24 protein-coding genes and 1 other RNA gene are annotated in these 19,036 nt (G+C 27.9%); 21 read left to right on the top strand and 4 right to left on the bottom strand.

The window, feature by feature from the left end; genetic code table 11:
- Positions 1-19 precede the first annotated feature (19 nt).
- Positions 20-247: an acyl carrier protein gene (gene acpP / locus JWYL7_RS06570; protein ID WP_066070694.1), complete on the bottom strand. Its 228-nt coding sequence runs from the start codon at positions 245-247 to the stop codon at positions 20-22.
- 234 nt (positions 248-481) lie between these two features.
- Between acpP and JWYL7_RS06565 the strand changes: the two genes are divergently transcribed.
- From JWYL7_RS06565 to JWYL7_RS06530, 12 genes are all read left to right on the top strand, one after another.
- Positions 482-925, top strand: coding sequence for a hypothetical protein (locus JWYL7_RS06565; RefSeq protein ID WP_066070691.1), 444 nt, complete (start codon positions 482-484; stop codon positions 923-925).
- A gap of 32 nt (positions 926-957) precedes the next feature.
- Entirely contained in the window at positions 958-1,149 is a 192-nt protein-coding gene (locus JWYL7_RS06560; RefSeq protein ID WP_066070688.1) for a hypothetical protein, read from the top strand.
- A 146-nt stretch (positions 1,150-1,295) separates the two neighbouring features.
- Positions 1,296-1,469, top strand: a complete 174-nt coding sequence (locus tag JWYL7_RS10695; protein ID WP_169794328.1) for a hypothetical protein — start codon at positions 1,296-1,298, stop codon at positions 1,467-1,469.
- 107 nt (positions 1,470-1,576) lie between these two features.
- A complete protein-coding gene (locus tag JWYL7_RS10690; RefSeq protein ID WP_169794327.1) occupies positions 1,577-1,750 on the top strand; it encodes a hypothetical protein in 174 nt (57 codons plus the stop codon).
- A gap of 138 nt (positions 1,751-1,888) precedes the next feature.
- Complete coding sequence (locus JWYL7_RS10685; RefSeq protein ID WP_169794326.1) at positions 1,889-2,053, top strand: hypothetical protein; 165 nt, start codon at positions 1,889-1,891, stop codon at positions 2,051-2,053.
- A gap of 28 nt (positions 2,054-2,081) precedes the next feature.
- Positions 2,082-2,246 carry a hypothetical protein gene (locus tag JWYL7_RS10680; protein WP_169794325.1) on the top strand — a complete coding sequence of 55 codons (165 nt, stop codon included), beginning with the start codon at positions 2,082-2,084 and terminating at the stop codon, positions 2,244-2,246.
- Between the two features lie 159 nt (positions 2,247-2,405).
- Positions 2,406-3,407, top strand: a complete 1,002-nt coding sequence (locus JWYL7_RS06555) for a LacI family DNA-binding transcriptional regulator (protein WP_066070685.1) — start codon at positions 2,406-2,408, stop codon at positions 3,405-3,407.
- A gap of 112 nt (positions 3,408-3,519) precedes the next feature.
- Positions 3,520-5,046 carry a histidine ammonia-lyase gene (hutH, locus tag JWYL7_RS06550; protein WP_066070682.1) on the top strand — a complete coding sequence of 509 codons (1,527 nt, stop codon included), beginning with the start codon at positions 3,520-3,522 and terminating at the stop codon, positions 5,044-5,046.
- A 12-nt stretch (positions 5,047-5,058) separates the two neighbouring features.
- Positions 5,059-7,089: a urocanate hydratase gene (gene hutU / locus JWYL7_RS06545; protein WP_066070679.1), complete on the top strand. Its 2,031-nt coding sequence runs from the start codon at positions 5,059-5,061 to the stop codon at positions 7,087-7,089.
- Positions 7,090-7,105: 16 nt separating this feature from the next.
- Entirely contained in the window at positions 7,106-8,002 is an 897-nt protein-coding gene (gene ftcD, locus JWYL7_RS06540; protein WP_066070676.1) for a glutamate formimidoyltransferase, read from the top strand.
- 7 nt (positions 8,003-8,009) lie between these two features.
- Positions 8,010-9,269, top strand: a complete 1,260-nt coding sequence (hutI, locus tag JWYL7_RS06535) for an imidazolonepropionase (protein ID WP_066070673.1) — start codon at positions 8,010-8,012, stop codon at positions 9,267-9,269.
- 10 nt (positions 9,270-9,279) lie between these two features.
- Complete coding sequence (locus JWYL7_RS06530; RefSeq protein ID WP_066070670.1) at positions 9,280-9,921, top strand: cyclodeaminase/cyclohydrolase family protein; 642 nt, start codon at positions 9,280-9,282, stop codon at positions 9,919-9,921.
- A 23-nt stretch (positions 9,922-9,944) separates the two neighbouring features.
- On the opposite strand, the gene JWYL7_RS06525 is transcribed toward JWYL7_RS06530, so the two are convergent.
- The gene (locus tag JWYL7_RS06525) at positions 9,945-10,148 is read right to left on the bottom strand and encodes a hypothetical protein (protein WP_066070667.1); all 204 of its coding nucleotides are present in this window, start codon (positions 10,146-10,148) and stop codon (positions 9,945-9,947) included.
- 115 nt (positions 10,149-10,263) lie between these two features.
- Between JWYL7_RS06525 and JWYL7_RS06520 the strand changes: the two genes are divergently transcribed.
- From JWYL7_RS06520 to JWYL7_RS06490, 7 genes are all read left to right on the top strand, one after another.
- The gene (locus tag JWYL7_RS06520; protein ID WP_066070662.1) at positions 10,264-10,770 is read left to right on the top strand and encodes a hypothetical protein; all 507 of its coding nucleotides are present in this window, start codon (positions 10,264-10,266) and stop codon (positions 10,768-10,770) included.
- Positions 10,771-10,869: 99 nt separating this feature from the next.
- Positions 10,870-11,052, top strand: a non-coding RNA gene (ssrS, locus tag JWYL7_RS06515) — 6S RNA.
- A gap of 149 nt (positions 11,053-11,201) precedes the next feature.
- On the top strand, positions 11,202-12,050 hold the full coding sequence (locus tag JWYL7_RS06510; protein WP_066070659.1) for a hypothetical protein: 849 nt from the start codon (positions 11,202-11,204) through the stop codon (positions 12,048-12,050).
- Positions 12,051-12,091: 41 nt separating this feature from the next.
- On the top strand, positions 12,092-12,562 hold the full coding sequence (locus tag JWYL7_RS06505) for a hypothetical protein (RefSeq protein ID WP_153011569.1): 471 nt from the start codon (positions 12,092-12,094) through the stop codon (positions 12,560-12,562).
- 58 nt (positions 12,563-12,620) lie between these two features.
- A complete protein-coding gene (locus JWYL7_RS06500; protein ID WP_066070654.1) occupies positions 12,621-13,664 on the top strand; it encodes a hypothetical protein in 1,044 nt (347 codons plus the stop codon).
- Positions 13,665-14,068: 404 nt separating this feature from the next.
- Positions 14,069-14,437, top strand: a complete 369-nt coding sequence (locus JWYL7_RS06495) for a hypothetical protein (RefSeq protein WP_066070651.1) — start codon at positions 14,069-14,071, stop codon at positions 14,435-14,437.
- Between the two features lie 210 nt (positions 14,438-14,647).
- A complete protein-coding gene (locus JWYL7_RS06490) occupies positions 14,648-15,070 on the top strand; it encodes a hypothetical protein (RefSeq protein ID WP_153011568.1) in 423 nt (140 codons plus the stop codon).
- Here JWYL7_RS06490 and JWYL7_RS06485 read toward each other — a convergent pair.
- The gene (locus JWYL7_RS06485; RefSeq protein ID WP_066070645.1) at positions 15,067-16,392 is read right to left on the bottom strand and encodes an oligosaccharide flippase family protein; all 1,326 of its coding nucleotides are present in this window, start codon (positions 16,390-16,392) and stop codon (positions 15,067-15,069) included. The two genes, JWYL7_RS06490 and JWYL7_RS06485, sit on opposite strands and share 4 nt — an antisense overlap.
- A 116-nt stretch (positions 16,393-16,508) precedes the next feature.
- Here JWYL7_RS06485 and JWYL7_RS06480 point away from each other — a divergent pair, with 116 nt between their 5' ends.
- Positions 16,509-17,780: an amidohydrolase gene (locus tag JWYL7_RS06480; protein ID WP_066070642.1), complete on the top strand. Its 1,272-nt coding sequence runs from the start codon at positions 16,509-16,511 to the stop codon at positions 17,778-17,780.
- A gap of 8 nt (positions 17,781-17,788) precedes the next feature.
- Here JWYL7_RS06480 and JWYL7_RS06475 read toward each other — a convergent pair whose 3' ends face one another.
- Positions 17,789-18,589 carry a histidinol-phosphatase HisJ family protein gene (locus tag JWYL7_RS06475; RefSeq protein ID WP_066070640.1) on the bottom strand — a complete coding sequence of 267 codons (801 nt, stop codon included), beginning with the start codon at positions 18,587-18,589 and terminating at the stop codon, positions 17,789-17,791.
- A 259-nt stretch (positions 18,590-18,848) separates the two neighbouring features.
- Here JWYL7_RS06475 and JWYL7_RS10570 point away from each other — a divergent pair, with 259 nt between their 5' ends.
- A complete protein-coding gene (locus tag JWYL7_RS10570; protein ID WP_161937488.1) occupies positions 18,849-19,019 on the top strand; it encodes a hypothetical protein in 171 nt (56 codons plus the stop codon).
- Positions 19,020-19,036 lie beyond the last annotated feature (17 nt).

Raw genomic sequence — 19,036 nt, 5'->3', positions numbered from 1 at the left:
TAAGAGGGTGTTTACCCTCTTATTTATTGCTTTGAATATAATCACATATATCTCCTATATTTTTAAACTTCTCTGCTTCTTCATCTGGAATTTCAACATCAAATTCATCTTCAAGAGCCATAATTATTTCAACAGCATCTAAAGAATCTGCTTCTAAATCATTCATTAAAGAAGTACTTCTTGTAATAGATTCAACATCTTCAATACCAAGTTGTTCAGCGATTATTTCTCTTACTCTTTCAAACATTATGTATTACCTCCCTAAACTATAGCTTAAATTTAATTGTAGTTTAATATATGTTGATAAATTTTTCAATTATTTTTTCAAAATTTTTCTAAAAATATACTTAAATTCTAACATAAGATATTTTTATCAAAAAAATATAAATTTATAACTAAAAATTTTTCAATTTATTTAGCTAGTAATAATCATGGACAAATTGAATATATATATAGTGTAATAGGACAAAGGAGGAGAAAAATGAAAAAAACTATAAGTCTTTTTATGCTATATATATTGTTGTTTTTTTTATTATTAGGTTTTTCTCAAAATTCTATATTAAGTTCGATAAATGAAATAAGAGCATATAATAGAGAAATCAATTTTATAGTAGATGATTATAATAAAAATTTAGTAAACAAAGATAATTCAAAAGAGTATATAAATAGAGTTGAAAATATAAAAAATGGATTTAAGAATACAAAAAGACCTAGTATACTAAACAATTACTTTACTTTAAGAATAGACTCACTTAGGTATTTGACAATGCTGTTTGAAAACATAGATGATAAAGAATATATAAATTTTTATATAAATAAATATAACGAATATAACAACTTGTCGGAAACTGAAATAAAAAGATTGCTTAAAAGTACATTTATTAGAGTAACATATATTAATGCTCCTACATATTATAAAAAATAGCAGTGGCTAAATATAAAGTAGGAGGTAGATATATGTTAGATAAGCTTAATTTTTTAAGAGGCGGCTTGTTTTGTGATGACGACAATGAACTTTTAATACTAATAATAATTCTATTGTTTTTATGTTGTGGAAATAAATGTAATATAGGTAAGTTTTGTTGTGATGATAGCAATTTTATATGGATATTGTTAATAGTTATATTGCTCTTAGGTTGTGATGATTAAAAAGGGAAGCTAATTTGCTTCCCTTTCTTTTTTAAAAAAAGTTTTTAAACCTTTAACACTTAAAACTGCTTTTGCATAGTATATATCAGAAGCTACACATAAAGTGTAGCGTTCAAATTAAAGTTAAGGTATGAGGAGGTCAGATTATGAGTTGTAAACCTAAGTTCTTTAAAGATTTTGATGGCTGGTGGATAATAGTACTATTATTCTTATTCTTAGCGTTCCAAGATTGTACAGATATATCCATTGAAGATTGGATCCCATTCTTAATTATATTACTAATTCTATGCAGCTGTGATGAACTAGGAGATTGCTGTTAGTAAAAAGGGCTGAAAAGCCCTTTAAATTTTTTATAACACATTATAGATGATATTCATATTATAAAGAAGAAGGGATACCTTCTAAAAATTAATAAGGAGGTCAAATTATGAGTTGCAAAAAAAAGAAATTTAAAGGTCTTGACGAGTGGTGGATAATAGTACTATTTTTCTTATTCTTAGTATTTGAAGATACACTAGATGATATATGCATGGAAGACTGGATCCCATTCTTAATCATACTATTAATTATATGCAGCTGTGATGATTTAGGAGGATGCTAAAAAATGGGGGCTAATTAGCCCCTTTAAAATAAAAAAATAAAAATATAAGAGCACATATAACACATTTATATATATCTGCATAGTATAAATTAAAGAAGGTTTACCTTCCAAAAACTTACTTATCAAGGAGGTTACATTATGGGTTGTGGATTTTTAAAGGATTTTGAAAATTGGTGGATAATAGTTCTATTTATTCTTTTCTTAGTATTCCAAGATTGTCTAGACGACATATGCTTAGAAGACTGGATTCCATTCCTAATTATATTACTAATAGTATGCTGCTGTGATGTATTTGACTGCTAATATTAAGTATTAGTTAGGAGGTAAGAATATGAGTCATTTCTTCAAAAACTTTGATGGTTGGTGGATAATAGTATTATTTTTCTTATTCTTAGTATTCCAAGATTGTCTAGACGATATATGCTTAGAAGATTGGATTCCATTCTTAATTATACTATTAATACTATGCAGCTGTGAAGAGTTAGGAGATTGCTAGAAAAAGGGGCTGAAAAGGCCCTTTTTGCATATGAAAATATCAAAAATGAATAAAAATTCTTTTATTTTATTTATATTAGTGATATAATTAATTTTTGACAATTAAGGGAATATAACAACTTGATTAAGGAAAAGATTTACATAAGAAAGGAGTGAGATAATGTCAGTTACAATAAAAGATGTTGCAAAAAGAGCAGGAGTATCTATATCAACAGTATCTAGAGTTATAAACAATTCAAAGCCTGTAAGTAATGAAATAAGACAAAGAGTAATGTCTGTGATAAAAGAAACAGGATATGTTCCAAACCCTGTAGCTAGAAGCTTAGTTACAAAGAAAAGCCAGCTAATAGGTGTAATTGTTCCAGATATATCAAACTTTTTCATAGGAGAACTTCTGAACGGAATAGAAGAGGTTGGAAAAATATATGAATACGACATTCTTCTTTGTAATAGTTATGGAGAGATAGAAGAAGAATTAAAATATATAAACCTACTAAAATCAAAACAAGTTGCTGGAATAATATTTGTAACATGGAAAATGAGTCAGGAACATGTAGATGCAATAAAAGAAGGAAATCTACCTTCAGTATATATAAGTAAGAATGCTCATAATTTTGATGTTTATTCCGTAAGTATAGATAACAAAACTGCAGCGTATGAGATGACTAAGTATCTAATAGAAAAAGGTCATAGACAAATAGGTTTTATAAGATCTTCGATAGAAGATGATATAATAGATTCTGAAAGATTTAAAGGTTATAAAGATGCACTAGAAGATAATAACATACAAATAGATAATGAAATAATAAAAGAAGGCGATACAACAAGCGAATCTGGATATTATCTTATGAATGAAATACTAAATATAAAAAAACCAGATGCTATATTTGCAACAAGCGATGAAGTTGCAATAGGTGCTATAAACTGTATTTTAGATAAAGGCTATAAGGTTCCTGATGATATATCCGTAGTGGGATTTGATGATATAAAATTGGCATCTTTATATAGACCAAGCCTTACTACTGTAAAGCAACCTATATATGATATGGGAGCAGTTTCTATAAGAATGATAGTAAAAATGATAGATGGTGAAGAAATAGAAGATAAACATACATATCTACCATATGAATTGGTAGAAAGACAAAGTGTCAAAAAGAGGTAGGGATTTCCTGCTTCTTTTTTTTGTTCGTATTAAATTGTAATTGACTTGAAGGAAAAATACGAAAAATATAGAATATTTAAAATTAACAACCATTTAATACAGGGGGATAGCTATGAATAAAGTAATAATAACAGGTAATGATCTAACTATTGAAGATATTGTAAAAGTATCTAGAGATTATTACCAAGTAGAGTTATCAGATGAGGCCATAAAAAACGTTGAAAAATCAAGATACCTTGTAGACAAACTAGTACAAGAAGAAAAGATAGTATACGGAATTACAACAGGGTTTGGAAAATTTTCTGATGTAACAATATCAAAAGAAGAAACAAAAATGCTTCAGAGAAATTTAATAATAAGTCACGCGTGTGGCGTTGGAAATTGTTTTCCTGAGGATATAGTAAGGGCTATTATGCTACTTAGGATAAATGCACTTTCAAAAGGAAACTCAGGAGTTAGACTTCAAACATTAAATACTTTAATACAGATGTTAAATAAACGTGTTCATCCTATAATACCAGAAAAAGGATCTTTAGGATCATCTGGGGATTTAGCTCCTTTATCACATATGGTGCTTGTTATGATAGGTGAAGGAGAAGCTATGTATGAAGGTGAAAGATTAAGTGGAAAAGAAGCTTTACAAAGGGCAGGAATTTCACCTATAGATCTTACATCAAAGGAAGGACTTGCATTAATAAATGGAACACAGGCAATGACAGCAGTAGGAGCTTTAACTGTTTATGACGCTATTAATCTTTCGAAAATAGCAGATATAGCTGCATCGCTTACTATGGAAGCTCTAAATGGTATTGTTACAGCATTTGATGAAAAAGTACATAGAGTAAGGCCTCACAAGGGGCAAATTAATACAGCTAAGAATATGCTAAGAATTCTTCAAGGAAGTAATATGACAACTGAGCAGGGGCAAATTAGAGTTCAAGATGCATATGTGTTAAGATGTATACCTCAAATTCACGGAGCAAGCAAAGATGCAATTGAATATGTAAAAGAAAAAATAAATATAGAAATAAATTCAGCTACAGACAACCCATTAATATTTCCTGATGAAAGTCAAATTATATCAGGAGGAAACTTCCACGGTCAGCCTATGGCACTAAGTTTTGACTTTTTAGGTATAGCTATTGCAGAGCTTGCAAACGTTTCTGAAAGAAGATTAGAAAGATTAGTTAATCCAGCGCTAAGTAATCTTCCAGCATTTTTAACTCAAAATGGAGGAATTAACTCTGGATTTATGATAGTTCAATACTCTGCAGCTTCATTAGTTTCAGAAAACAAAGTATTAGCTCACCCTGCTTCTGTAGATTCTATACCTTCTTCTGCAAATCAAGAAGATCATGTTTCTATGGGAACAATAGCAGCTAGAAAAGCAAGAGAAATACTTGAAAATACTAGATCTGTTATTGCCATGGAAATACTAGCAGCTTGTCAAGCAATAGATTTAGCGGGAAACAAAGGGTTAGGTGAAGGAAGTAAAATCGCATATGAGATAGTTAGAAAACATACCGATACAATAAAAGATGATATAGTTATGTATAAAGAAATAAATAAATGCGAAGAAATAGTTAGATCTAATATGTTAGTTAAGGAAATAGAAAAAGTTATAGGAACTTTAAACTAGGGAGGGGAAAATATGATATCAAATATCGATATATCAAAAGCTATGACTATAAAACTTGATAATACTTTACCTGATATGCCAAAGTTTGTAGAAGGAATTAGAAGAGCTCCGAAAAGAGAGTTAAATTTAACAAAAGATGAAATAAAACTTGCTCTTAAAAATGCATTAAGATATGTACCTGAAGAGCTACACGAAACATTAGCACCTGAATTTTTAGATGAACTTTTAACAAGAGGGAGAATATATGGATATAGATTTAGACCAGAAGGAAATATAAAGGCAAAACCTATAGATGAATATAAGGGAAATTGCATAGAAGGAAAAGCATTTCAAGTTATGATAGATAATAACTTAGATTTTGATATAGCCCTTTATCCATATGAACTTGTTACATATGGAGAAACAGGACAGGTTTGTCAAAACTGGATGCAATATAGATTAATAAAAAAATATCTAGAAGAAATGACAAATGAACAGACTTTAGTTATAAGCTCTGGTCATCCTGTTGGATTATTTAAATCTAGTATTGAAGCACCTAGAGTTATAGTAACAAATGGGCTTATGATAGGAATGTTTGATGATTTAGATAATTTTAATAGAGCATCAGCTTTAGGTGTTGCAAACTACGGACAAATGACTGCTGGAGGATGGATGTATATAGGTCCTCAAGGTATAGTTCATGGAACTTATAATACTTTATTAAATGCTGGAAGATTAGTACTAGGTATACCTGAAGATGGTGATTTAAGCGGAAAATTATTTGTAACTTCAGGTCTTGGTGGAATGAGTGGTGCTCAAGGAAAAGCTATAGAAATAGCTAACGGAGTAGGAATAATAGCAGAAGTAGATTATTCTAGAATTCAAACTAGATACTCACAAGGATGGGTAAGTAAAATAGTACAAAGTCCTAAAGAAGCTTTTGAAATTGCAAAGGAGTATATGGACAAAAAAGAAAAATGTGCAATAGCATATTATGGAAATGTAGTTGATCTTTTAGAATATGCAGTTGAAAACAATGTTCACATAGATCTTTTATCAGATCAAACTTCATGTCATGCAGTATATGAAGGTGGTTATTGTCCTCAAGGATTAACATTTGAAGAAAGAACACAACTTCTAGCTCAAGATAAAAATAAATTCAAACAATTAGTAGATAGATCCCTTGTTCGTCACTATGAACTTATAAAAACTTTACATGAAAGAGGAACTTACTTCTTTGATTATGGAAATAGCTTTATGAAAGCTGTATATGATGCAGGAGTAAAGGAAATAGCTAAAAATGGAGTAAATGAAAAAGATGGTTTTATATTCCCATCTTATGTTGAAGATATTTTAGGGCCTCAATTATTTGATTACGGTTATGGACCTTTTAGATGGATATGTTTAAGTGGTAAATACGAAGATTTATTAAAGACTGATAAAGCAGCTATGGAATGTATCGACCCAAATAGAAGATATCAAGATAGAGACAATTATATATGGATAAAAGATGCTGATAAAAACAAACTAGTTGTAGGTACTCAAGCAAGAATACTTTACCAAGATGCTATGGGAAGAACAAAAATAGCACTTAAATTCAATGAAATGGTAAGAAATGGAGAAATAGGACCTGTAATGCTTGGAAGAGATCATCATGATACAGGAGGAACTGACTCACCTTTTAGAGAAACTTCAAATATCAAAGATGGAAGTAATATAATGGCAGAAATGGCAACTCACTGTTTTGCTGGTAATGCTGCAAGAGGAATGAGTTTAATAGCTCTTCATAATGGTGGAGGAGTAGGAATAGGTAAGTCTATAAATGGTGGATTTGGTATGGTATTAGATGGAAGTGAAAGAGTAGATGAAATACTAAAAAGAGCTATGCCTTGGGATACTATGTGTGGAGTTTCAAGACGTGCTTGGGCAAGAAATGAAAATTCTATAACTACTTGTATGGAGTATAATGAAATGAATAAAGGTAAAGATCATATAACTCTTCCATATATAGCAAGTGATAGTTTAGTATCTGACTTAGTTGATAAAGCACTTGAAAATAAATAGTGAAAGGGGTATTCTTATGAAAAAAGTAGTTCAATGTGTGCCAAATTTTAGTGAAGGTAGAGATTTAGACAAAATTGAAAGAATAGTTCAACCTTTTAGAGGAAAAGAAGGTGTAAAACTTATAAATTATGAACCAGATAAGGATTATAATAGAGTTGTAGTAACAGTTCTTGGTGAGCCTGAAGCTGTTAAAAATGCTGTTGTAGAGGCTATAGGGGTTGCCACTAAAGAAATAGATATGACAAAACATTCAGGACAACATTCAAGAATGGGAGCATCTGATGTAGTTCCGTTTATTCCTGTGAAAAATATGACTGTTGAAGAAGCAGTACAATTATCTAAAGAGGTAGCAAAGGAAATAAGCGAAAGATATAATATACCAGTATTTTTATATGAAAAGTCAGCTACAAAACCAGAAAGAGAAAATTTAGCTACAATAAGAAAAGGACAATTTGAGGGAATGCCAGAAAAATTAAAAGATCCTAACTGGAAACCAGATTTTGGTCCTGATACTATTCACCCAACAGCAGGTGTTACAGCTGTAGGAGCTAGAATGCCTTTAGTTGCATACAATATAAACCTTGGAACAACAAATATCGAAATAGCAAATAAAATAGCAAAAGCAATAAGACATTCAAGTGGAGGATTTAGATATTGTAAAGCAGGAGCTGTTGAAATGCCAGAAAAGGGTATAGTTCAAGTTACAATGAATTTGACAGATTATACAAAAACAGCTATATACAGAGTTTTTGAAACAGTAAAAATGGAAGCTAAAAGATATGGAGTGCCTGTTTTAGGTAGTGAAATAATAGGTCTTGTTCCTATGGAAGCTTTAGTAGATTGTGCTTGTTATTACTTAGGGCTTGAAGGGTTCTCAATGGATAAAGTATTAGAAACTAGTTTAATGGAGTAGATGAAAAATGAAAGCTGATTTAATTATAAAAAACATAGGAAATTTAGTTACTATGAGAGGCGATAATAAGCCTAGAACAAAAGAAAAAATGAGAGATATACAGATATTAAAAAATGCATATGTAGCTATTAAAGATGGGAAATTTGTAGATTTAGGAGAAGGTTTTAACGATAAGTTAGTAGATAGTAATACACAAATACATGATGCAAAGGGGTTAACTGTAACCCCTGGGCTTATAGATGCTCATACTCACTTAGTTCATGGGGGTTCTAGAGAAAATGAGTTTGCTCTTAAACTAAGTGGGGTTTCATACCTTGATATATTAAAAAGTGGTGGTGGAATATTAAGCACTGTAAAAGCAACAAAAAATGCATCTTTTGATGAATTGTATGAAAAGGCTAAGAAAAGTTTAGATATAATGCTTTCTTATGGAACTACAACAGTTGAAGCAAAAAGTGGATATGGCCTTGAGTTAGATACTGAAATAAAACAGCTTAAGGTAGCTCAAAAGTTAAACCAAGATCATCCAGTAGACATAGTGTCTACATTTTTAGGAGCACATGCTATTCCTTTAGAATATAAAGATAATCCAGATGAGTATGTAGATGAAGTTATAAATATGCTCCCTAAGATTAAAGAGCTTAAGTTAGCTGAATTTTGCGATGTATTTTGTGAAGATAATGTATTTAGTGTAGAGCAAACTAGAAGGATATTAAATGAAGCTAAAAAGCTAGGTTTTAAAATAAAAATTCATGCAGACGAAATAGTATCGCTAGGTGGAGCAGAACTATCAGCACAGTTAGGAGCAATATCAGCAGATCATTTAATGGCAGCAAGTGAAAAAGGAATGGAAGATATGGCAAAAAACAATGTAATAGCTAACATATTGCCAGGAACATCTTTTAACTTAATGAAAAACTATGCAAATGCCAGAAAAATGATAGACTTAGGAGTAGCTGTATCTTTATCTACTGATTATAATCCAGGAAGTTGTCCTACTGAAAATATTCAATTAATAATGCAGCTAGGTTCTTTAGGATTAAAAATGACTCCAAGCGAAGTTTTAACTGCTGTTACAATAAACGCAGCTTTTGCTATAGATAAAGCTGATGAAGTAGGATCTATAGAAGTAGGTAAAAAAGCAGACCTTGTTATATTTGATGCTCCTAATATAGATTATATAATGTATCATTTTGGAATAAATCATGTGTATAGAGTTTATAAAGAAGGTAAGCTTGTTGTAGAAAAAGGAAATGTAATATACTAAGGAGGTAAAAATGAGGTTAGTTGATTTGACAATTAAAGATTTTTCGGATCAAGTTGATTCGTCATCTCCAGCTCCAGGAGGTGGATCTGTTTCAGCTCTTTCATCAAACTTAGGAGTAAGTTTATCTAGGATGATGGCAAATTTAAGTTTTGGAAAGAAAAAATATGAAGCTTTAGATGAAGCTATAAAAGAAGAATTTAAATCAAGATTTGAAAAGTTAGGAAATATTAGAGATGAGTTTTTAAATCTTATAGATGAAGATACAAAATCTTTTAATGAGGTTATGAAAGCATTTAAACTTCCTAAAGAAACTGAAGAGGAAAAGAAAATAAGAAAAGAAGCTATACAACAAGCTACTATAAAATCTACGCAAGTTCCTTTAAAAACTGCGAAACTTTCGCTTGAGGCTTTGAGGTTAATGGAATACTTTATAGAGTATGGAAATCAAAATGCTATAACTGATTTAGGAGTTGGAAGTCTTCTTGTATACTCTGGACTTGAAGGAGCTATTTTAAATGTTAAAGTAAACCTATTAGGTATAGATGATCAGGAGTTAGTAAACAATATGAACAAAGAATGCCAAGACATTTTAGAGGAAGGCAAAAAAATAAATGATAATATATTAAATCAAGTTCATGAAAGATTAAAATAAAATAATCCCCTGATTTTAGGGGATTATTTACTTAATTTTTTCATTATTTGATCTAATTTTTTTCTTTGGTTTTCATTAAGTAAAGTTTTTAATTTTTCGATTATTTTAGCTTGATCCTCAGAATTTTTACCAGTGCTCATTTTTTTTAACTCCTCTAAAAGCTCATCTTCAGATTTACCCTGATATTTATCTTTTATTGATTTTAGTTTTTCTTTGTCTACTTTCATAAGACACCTCCTCTTTTTATATGTATATGAAATAATTCTTAAAAAAGTAACCGATTTTATAAAAACAACATAATATATAGAATGAATAATATTATTTAGTAGGGGGTGTTTTGTATTGGATGAAAAAATAATATTATTAGGATTAGCAGTATTGCTTTTAAAGGATAGTAATTTGAAAAATGAAAAAGACAATAAATTTAGAGGAATCATAAATTTAGATGATGACGCAATGGAAAGGAGCATAGAGCTTTTATCAAGAAGTAAAAAATATTTAGATAAAGAAGAGAGAATACTTTTGGGCAAAGCGGAAAACATATTAGAACTTGTACATAGGATAAGAAAGTTAAATAATATAGAACAAGATGAGGAAAGTGTTGATAAAATAGAATTTTTCAGAAGTATGGATAAAAAAGATAAAAAAAATATGATGATAAAGGAAATGATAGAAGTTTTTCCTAAAGAGACAAAGGATACTTTGAGTAAAGCATTAGATATGAGAGAAAAAATATCTCTTTTAAAAAGCCTTATTCAATCAGATGATGGAGAAGGCTTACTAAGTTCAAAAAACTTAGGAAATATGAAAATGCTAGGTCAGTTCCTTGGTAATAGCAGCGAAGAATAAATGTAAAAAGTATGTAAAAAAATTATAAATTGGAATGTAAAAACAGTTTTAAAAGAAATGAAATTGGTATATAATAATAACAAACAAGTTAATAAGAATTTCGTCCTGGGGTATTCGTAGAAGCTTATGTAAATTCAACCTACAAATTGTATACGGGAGCTTGAGTTCTACACTAGATGGCAAGCCACACAGGGTATGTGGAAGTCAGAAGGTGTAGACAGAGCACCCACCTAGGTGAACCTGGGTGTGAATTTGATGAGCTAACGGTACCTCGGGTTAAAAGAGACTCTATATAGAGTCTCTTTTTATAATGCAAAAAAATCTATATACTCTACTAAATTGTGAACAAGTCATATTTTTAAAAACAAAATATTATTTCAAAGTTTAGAATATATATTTATATATACGCTTGGTTGTGTGGGGGGCTACACATGAACGAAGAAAAATATATAGTAAATAAAGATGAAAGTACATATTTATTTTATATAGATGATAAAAATTTACATATGCAAATTATCAAGGAAGAACAAAAATTAGAAAATTATATTATTGAACAAAATGTAGAATGTTTTTGTGCAGATATAAACGAAGATACAATTCATATAATATGTATAAATTCTTATGGAAATCTAATACATCTACAGTATTTAGATAGCGGTACAAAAAAAGATGTTTTAACGGTGCTTGATATACAACACAATAAATTTAATGGTATAAAAATGTGTATTGACAACTTCAACATAGATATATTTATAGTTGTTCTCAATATAAAAGCAAATAATTATAATTTAATTCATTACTCTATTAATAATATTGATTTAGAAAAGTACAAATTAGGAGAAGTTGTATATGATGAGTATAGTTCATATAAAATTGATATTGATAGTAAAAACAATATACATTTAATATATAGAGCTTATAACAATAGCAAAATTCAACTTTATTATAGAATGTTTAATAAAGTTTATAAAAGATGGCTTGTTCCTGAAAAAATAAGTGATAGAAATTTAGATACTACTAATATAAATATTCTGTGTGATTCTAATAATTATGTACATTTGTTTTGGACTACTACAACAACACTAAATTATGTATATAAAAAAGTAGATGACAGTTTGATTTCAAACTGGAATAGACATCTTGATTTTAAACAAATGTATGATGGAGTTTACAATACTATGTTAATTCAGGTAGGTAATGACATAAGGTTATTTTGGACACATCATAAGACATTATATTGTGCACAGACTGAAATTGGAAAAAATTATGGGAAAATATAGAAGTAGTAGCTCGAGATTTAGATCTAGATCTAGTAAAGTCAGTGTATATAGGGAATAGATATAAATCTTTTGAAAATGTAAGACTAAAAAACATATATACCTATGATAAAAGGTGCATATCAATTCCTGGTTTGGATATTGAAAAAGATTTACTTAAACGAGATGAAGGATATAAACAATATATAAAAGATCTACATAGAGAACAATTTATCGAATGGATTAAATATGTGTCATATCAAATAAAAGAAAGCGAGATAAATTTGGATATTTTGGACTATGAACAAACTATTTCGAAGGAATATATCTTTCGTAAGATAGATAAGCTTGATAAAGATGTCGACGAAATTAAATATTCTTTTTATCAAGACTTAGAAAATTTAAAAAAGGACTACAATGATTTAAATGAAAAGATACAAATTTTATTTGCAAGCCAAAAAAATAAAGGAATTAGTTCGTATTATAAAAAAATAAAAAAATATATTAAAGATTTATTGGTAAGACATAATAATTAAATATATATTTATTGTGATACATATATATTATTATCAAGTCGAAAAAGGGGAATAGTTTATGAATAAAAAAGTTATTATAAATGGATATAATAATGATATTTCAACCATTTTTTATGAAGATAATTGTATATATATAAATTCTAAAGATGATAATAATATATTAATGACTGGAGTTAAAAACTATGATGTGAGTATAGATTGCAGGGGCAATGTTTATATTGTATGCATAACAGATGAAGAACTATACTATTTGACATATTTTAATAATAGATGGAGCAAGACAGTTTTGAAAAGATTAGGGAAAATAAGCCTAGTAGATTATATAAAAGTAATAAGTGTAGAAGAAAATACACATATATTCTATACTTTAGAAAGCAAGTTAGGTGAATCCTCCAAAATTGTTCACTTGTACAAAAATAATATAAACTGGAAAATTGATTATTTAAAAAGTAGAACACTAGTAAAAGGTGAAAATACATATTTTATAGATAATGTTGAGAATGATATATTTGTATTATCGAAACTAGAAAAAGGAGATAAAATTGAGTTATCACTACTTGTGTATTCAGACTTAAAGAAACAATGGAGTTTACCCTTGAATTTAGGATTGACAATCAACAATATAAAGATAAAAAATTTTTTTATAGATTCTAAAAGATGTATTCATATAATATATTCTGAAGACGGAAAAAACACATATTATGCATATAAAGATATACATGAATGTAAAAACTGGAAAATAAACTTGATTGAAGGTAGTACAGATTTAGAGTTTAAAATATTTGAAATAAATGATGAAGTTATAATTATATATAAATATTGTAATAGCTATGTAAAAATTAAAAATAAACATTCTTTTGAAAAAACAATAACAGACATAGCTTATACCCAAGGTAGTTCAGATATTAGATACATAAAAAAGGAATTTAAAAATAAATTTATTGATACATATGAAGATTTAATAAATAGAAAAGTTCATATTTTAGGTGTAAATGATTCTAGCCAATCAAAACGAGGTACATTTGAGAAATTGATGATATTGACTTGGTCAGGGAATAATTTAGGGAATTCTGAACAAACTGTTGGTTGTATAGCTCCTTGATCGCAAAAACCTGTAGATAAAACACAAAGTTGAACAGGAACTTTAACTTTCTTTTCGCAAGTTATACATAAAGTAAGAATACCATTAAATGTTATATCTGTAGTTTTTTGAGATGAGTTGACTGATTTATTTACTTGAGATTCTTCGTCTGAATGTGGTTTAGGACATTCTTGAGAAAAACCATTTATTCCTCCTATTACATCAAAGTTACATATAACTGCACAAAATTCTGCTAAAAAAGGCTTCATAGCTGCTGCAGTTGAAGGTATACATAAGTTAGCTGTTAGGAATTCTTTAGGGATATTCTCTAAGTCTGTCATTATAGAACCATTAAGAGTGCCAATTTTTCCATCTGTATATTTAACTTTAATAAATATATCACACTTTATCTTTCCTTTGAAGATATGATTTTATTTTATATAAAAGATAGCAATCTGTGTATAAAAGAGTTTAGATATACTAATAAAACTATAAAAGAAAGAAAAATTCTAGAAAATGTTTTGGGAAATGATTATTGTATAAAAATAGATACGAAAGATAAATTTTATGGAATAGCTAGTTGTAAGGGTGGAAAGGTTGTGTATATGTATGAAGATGAGAATTTTAATTTGATAACCAAAAATTTGTTCGATTATGATGATGAAAAATATTTAGTGAAAAATTTATATATAAAAAAATATGAAAAAAATATTCATATAATGTATTATGTTCAAGATACAAACAATAGAAAAATATGGCATATAGCGAGTCACTATTACGATGGAAATAATTAGATTGAAAATAATGTAGATATAATATATGTATATCCTATTATAAATCCATTTATAGTAATTGAAAAAGACGATAATGTAAGTATATTTTATTTTAATAATGTAGAAGGTAATGAAGAAATATTTTGGAGTAGATTTAATACAGCTTTAAAAATATGGAATAATCCTGTTCAAATTACACATACATCAAATAAAAAGATATATTTGTCAGCATTGTGTGATGAAATAAATATGTATAATATTACATGGTCTGAATTTGTAAACGAAAATCTAGTTGTAAGATATATGAGTGGATATTTAACTGAAAATTCTTTTAATGTTATGAATAATTTATATTTATCCGAGTATTCTAATTGCTCGTTCCCAACACTTATAAAAACAAACAATGTGTTATGGAATATGTGGATTCAGATGGATAAAATTTATAGCAGTTATTCTTTAGATTATGGAAAAACGTGGAGTAATCCAAAAGAAGATTATAAAAGTACTCAAGAAAATATAATAAGATATAAATTTGTTACAAACAACAAAGAGGATATTAAAAAATACAGGTTAGATGCAGCATTTGGAACATATTGCTGTGGAATATCTTTTGTAGGTTTTACAGATATACATGAAAAAAAAGATGGATTTTAATATACCCATCTTTTTTTTTCGTTATATAAAGTTATTAAATGAAGTATACATACTACAAAATTACATAGTATAAATCCATAAATAAATCCATATATATTTATATTTTTTATAGGAACTAAAGTATAAATGCAAATTAATTCTATTAAAAGTCCTAATATATTATTAAATGTCGACATATATTCTTTACCTATGCCGTGAAGGATTCCTGAAAGTGTGTGATTTAATATCATAAAAAATCCACCTATAGATAGAATTTGAAGATATCTACCGGCAAGCTCATTTTTATAAACAAAATTACAAACATTATCTCCGAATAATATAAAAAAGATAAAAGACAATGTAGCTATTACAAGTGATAAGGCTAAAGAAAAATTAATTTTTTTATTTATCAATGAATAATTTTTTTTAGGTAGCTCTTGGGATAAACTAGGAATTAAATTTATAACTAGTGCAGATATTATAACAAAAGGTAAAAACAAAAATGGAAAGACCATTCCAGAGATTATACCATACATACTTAAAGCTTTATTATAAGACATTCCGCTTAAAACAAGTTTTTTAGGTATAAGTATAGAGTTAAAAAACTTAATAAACTCAACAAATATTCTATTAAATGTTATGGGAAAAGATATTTTTATTATTGTTTTTATATTAGATAAAAAGTCAGTAAACTTTACATGATGATCCATTTTAAAATCGTGTTCGTTTATAAGATTAACAGTTATAAAAAATATGTTTACTATTTCTCCTAAAGAAATAGCTAAAATAGCTATTAGTATATAAGTGTTAGAATTTTTTATATATAAAAATAGAGATATAACAAATAAAATTCTAAAAATTTGTTCTAAGAGCTGACCTATAGCACAGATCCATACTTTTTTTAATCCGTAGAAATATCCCCTTAAAATATTAGATATAGTTATCAATGAAACAGCTGGAGTTATTAATAATATTATTATTTGATATTTATCAGAATGAAGCATTTTAATGCTTAGAAATTTACTGTTTAAAATTACAATTATACTTATAAAAATAGAAATAATAAAAGACAAATATAAAGTAGATATTAAAAAATTATTCATTGAATTTTTATTTCCTAAAGCTTTTTCTTTAGAAACTAAACAACTAAGAGCAACAGGGATTCCTGTTGTGGTGATAGATATACACATAGTAAGAAAATGAAATACTAAATGAAAAAGTCCTAAAAAGTGAGTACCCATGGTATTAGATAGAAATATTTTATATAAAAATCCTAATAATCTTATAAAAACATTAGATACAGTTAAAACAACTGTTGAATATAAAAGATTCGGAATTTTCAATACATCACCTCCTGTTTAAATTTATTCTTTAAAAAATAAAAATATTACATGTTGAAAAAAGACGAATTTTGTTTTAAAATTGTTTAAATTCAATGAGAAGAAAGGGAGTTGTTTTCATGAAGATTTTAATAAAAGACGTAGATATAATTCAGTATAATGAAGAAATTGAAGTTAAAAAGTCTGTTTTTGTTGGCATTGAAAATGACACTATAAAATTTATTTCCGAAAAAAAATTAGAAAATTTTAACCCAGATTATGAAATAGATGGTAAAAACAAATTGCTTTTGCCAGGATTCATAAATTCACACACACATCTTCCGATGAGTTTACTTAGAAATGTAGGATCGGATACGTCTTTGATGGATTGGCTTTACAACCATATATTCCCTAAAGAGAAAACATTGACTAAAGAGCACATATATTACGGATCTATTCTTACACTTGCTGAAATGATAAAATGTGGAACGACTGGGATAAATGATATGTATTTTTTATCTGAAAATGTATGTAAAGCAGCATATGATTCAGGAATAAGAGCTAGCATAGGAGTTAGTATAAATGGAGATATTCTTTCGGAAAATATAAAACAAGAGATAAAACAGGTTTATAGTAAATATCACAATTTAGATAATGGAAGAATTCAAGTTGCAATAGCTCCACACGCAATGTACACATGCTCAAAAGAATTTTTAATAGATTCTCTAGAACTTGCAAAACAATTGAATGTAAGTATTCATACTCATATAGCAGAAACTAAAACTGAATACGACTATAGTATAGAAAAGTATGGAGTAAGTCCTGTTAAGTATTTTGATGAATTAGGATATTTTGATATAAAGGTTATGGCAGCCCACTGTGTTCATTTAGATGATGAAGATATAGATATAATCTCAAATAAAAAAGTTATATGTTTACACAACCCAAGTTCAAACCTAAAACTTGCAAGTGGATTTTCTCCTATTCATAAAATAATTGCAAAACAAGGAATAGTTACAATAGGAACTGATGGGTGTGCAAGTAATAACAATGTAAATATTATAGAAGAAATGCATATAGCATCTTTGATTCATAAAGGATACAATATGGATCCAATGCTAGTAAAGGCTAGTGAAGTTTTGAAAATGGCAACACAAAATGGAAAGCATATATTTGGAATTGATAATATGGGTAACATAAGAGAAGGGTATAAAGCGGATTTAGTAATGATAGATATGAACAAGCCTCATTTATATCCTAATTTCGATACTGTATCTAATATAGTTTATTCAGCACAAGGCAGTGATGTTGATACTGTTATTGTTGATGGAAAGATACTTATGGAAAAAAGACAGTTAAAAACGATAGATTTAGAAAAGCTTTATTTTGAAATAAATAAATTAATAAGCTAGGGAAATTCCTAGCTTATTTTTATAAAATTAGGCTTCATTTTAGTAAAGGTAGATACATATTTAAAACCTATTTCTTTTAATAATTCGTATACATAATCAAATTTATAACATAAATGCTGCACACAGTGAGCATCAGATCCAGTAGTTATTATTGTTCCACCTAATTTTTTATATAATTTTAATATATCTACTGTTGGAGAGGTGCTATTAAGTCCATACCTAAAACCAGATGAATTTACCTCAATTCCTTTACCTTTGTCTATTATATTTTTAAGTATTTCTATTAATATATCTTCGAAAATAGAGTCATTTAAAGGGCTTTGGAATGATCCATATCTTTTTATAATATCTAAATGTCCAACAACAGAGTAATTATCAAAATTTTTTACTATATTTAACACATCAAGATAATATTTTTCATATGCTTGTTGTTGAGAAATTCCCTTGAATAAATCTCCGTTATAAAGATCTTTTTTCTCAGCTGTATGAATAGAGCAAATAACAAAGTCAAAAGGAAAGCTTGATATACTTTCATTGCATTTTTCAATTATATGAGGTTGAAGCCCTATCTCTATTCCAGTTTTGATTTTAATATTATCTTTATATTTCGAAGATAGATGTTTTAATCTTTCAAAATATTTTTCAAGATCTATATCAAAATCAATACTCACATCTGGATAATCGTAGTCTATGTGATCAGTAAAACAAATTTCTGATACATTAAGCTCAATAGCTTTATTTATAGTGTCAATCATATCAGTTTTACAATCAGATGAGAAATTAGAGTGTACATGATAATCGAAAAACATTACTAAACCTCCTCGTATTATATATATATAAAGTATACCATATGCAAAAGTTAAAAATATATATTAAATCCATGAATATGGACAAACTAGATATTGCAGAATGGAATCAAAAATTTGAAAAAAACCGTGAAAAATGAATAATGATTTATTCCTTAATTCAATTGACAAACAAATGAAAAAATCATATAATAATATTGTAAGAAAGAACATATAATATAATCATAAAGATAAATAAATTTAAAAATAAGGAGGGGTTAGCATGCTAGATTTAATAAGAAAAGATGTTGATGTTTTAGATGATATTGAAATAGAAAATATATTCTTTGAAGGAAGAAAATGTGGCGTAGTATCTTGTATACATTGCGTAGGAGGTATATGTTTTAAGGAAAAATGCGAAATGTACGAAAAAACTTTAATACAAGAAGGTTAAGAATTTAAACCTTATCT

Source organism: Alkalithermobacter thermoalcaliphilus JW-YL-7 = DSM 7308, from assembly GCA_001584565.1.
GTDB classification, from domain to species: domain Bacteria; phylum Bacillota; class Clostridia; order Peptostreptococcales; family Peptostreptococcaceae; genus Alkalithermobacter; species Alkalithermobacter thermoalcaliphilus.
Note: the sequence above shows the minus strand (reverse complement) of the source record. Positions and strands in the feature narration are given on the sequence as shown.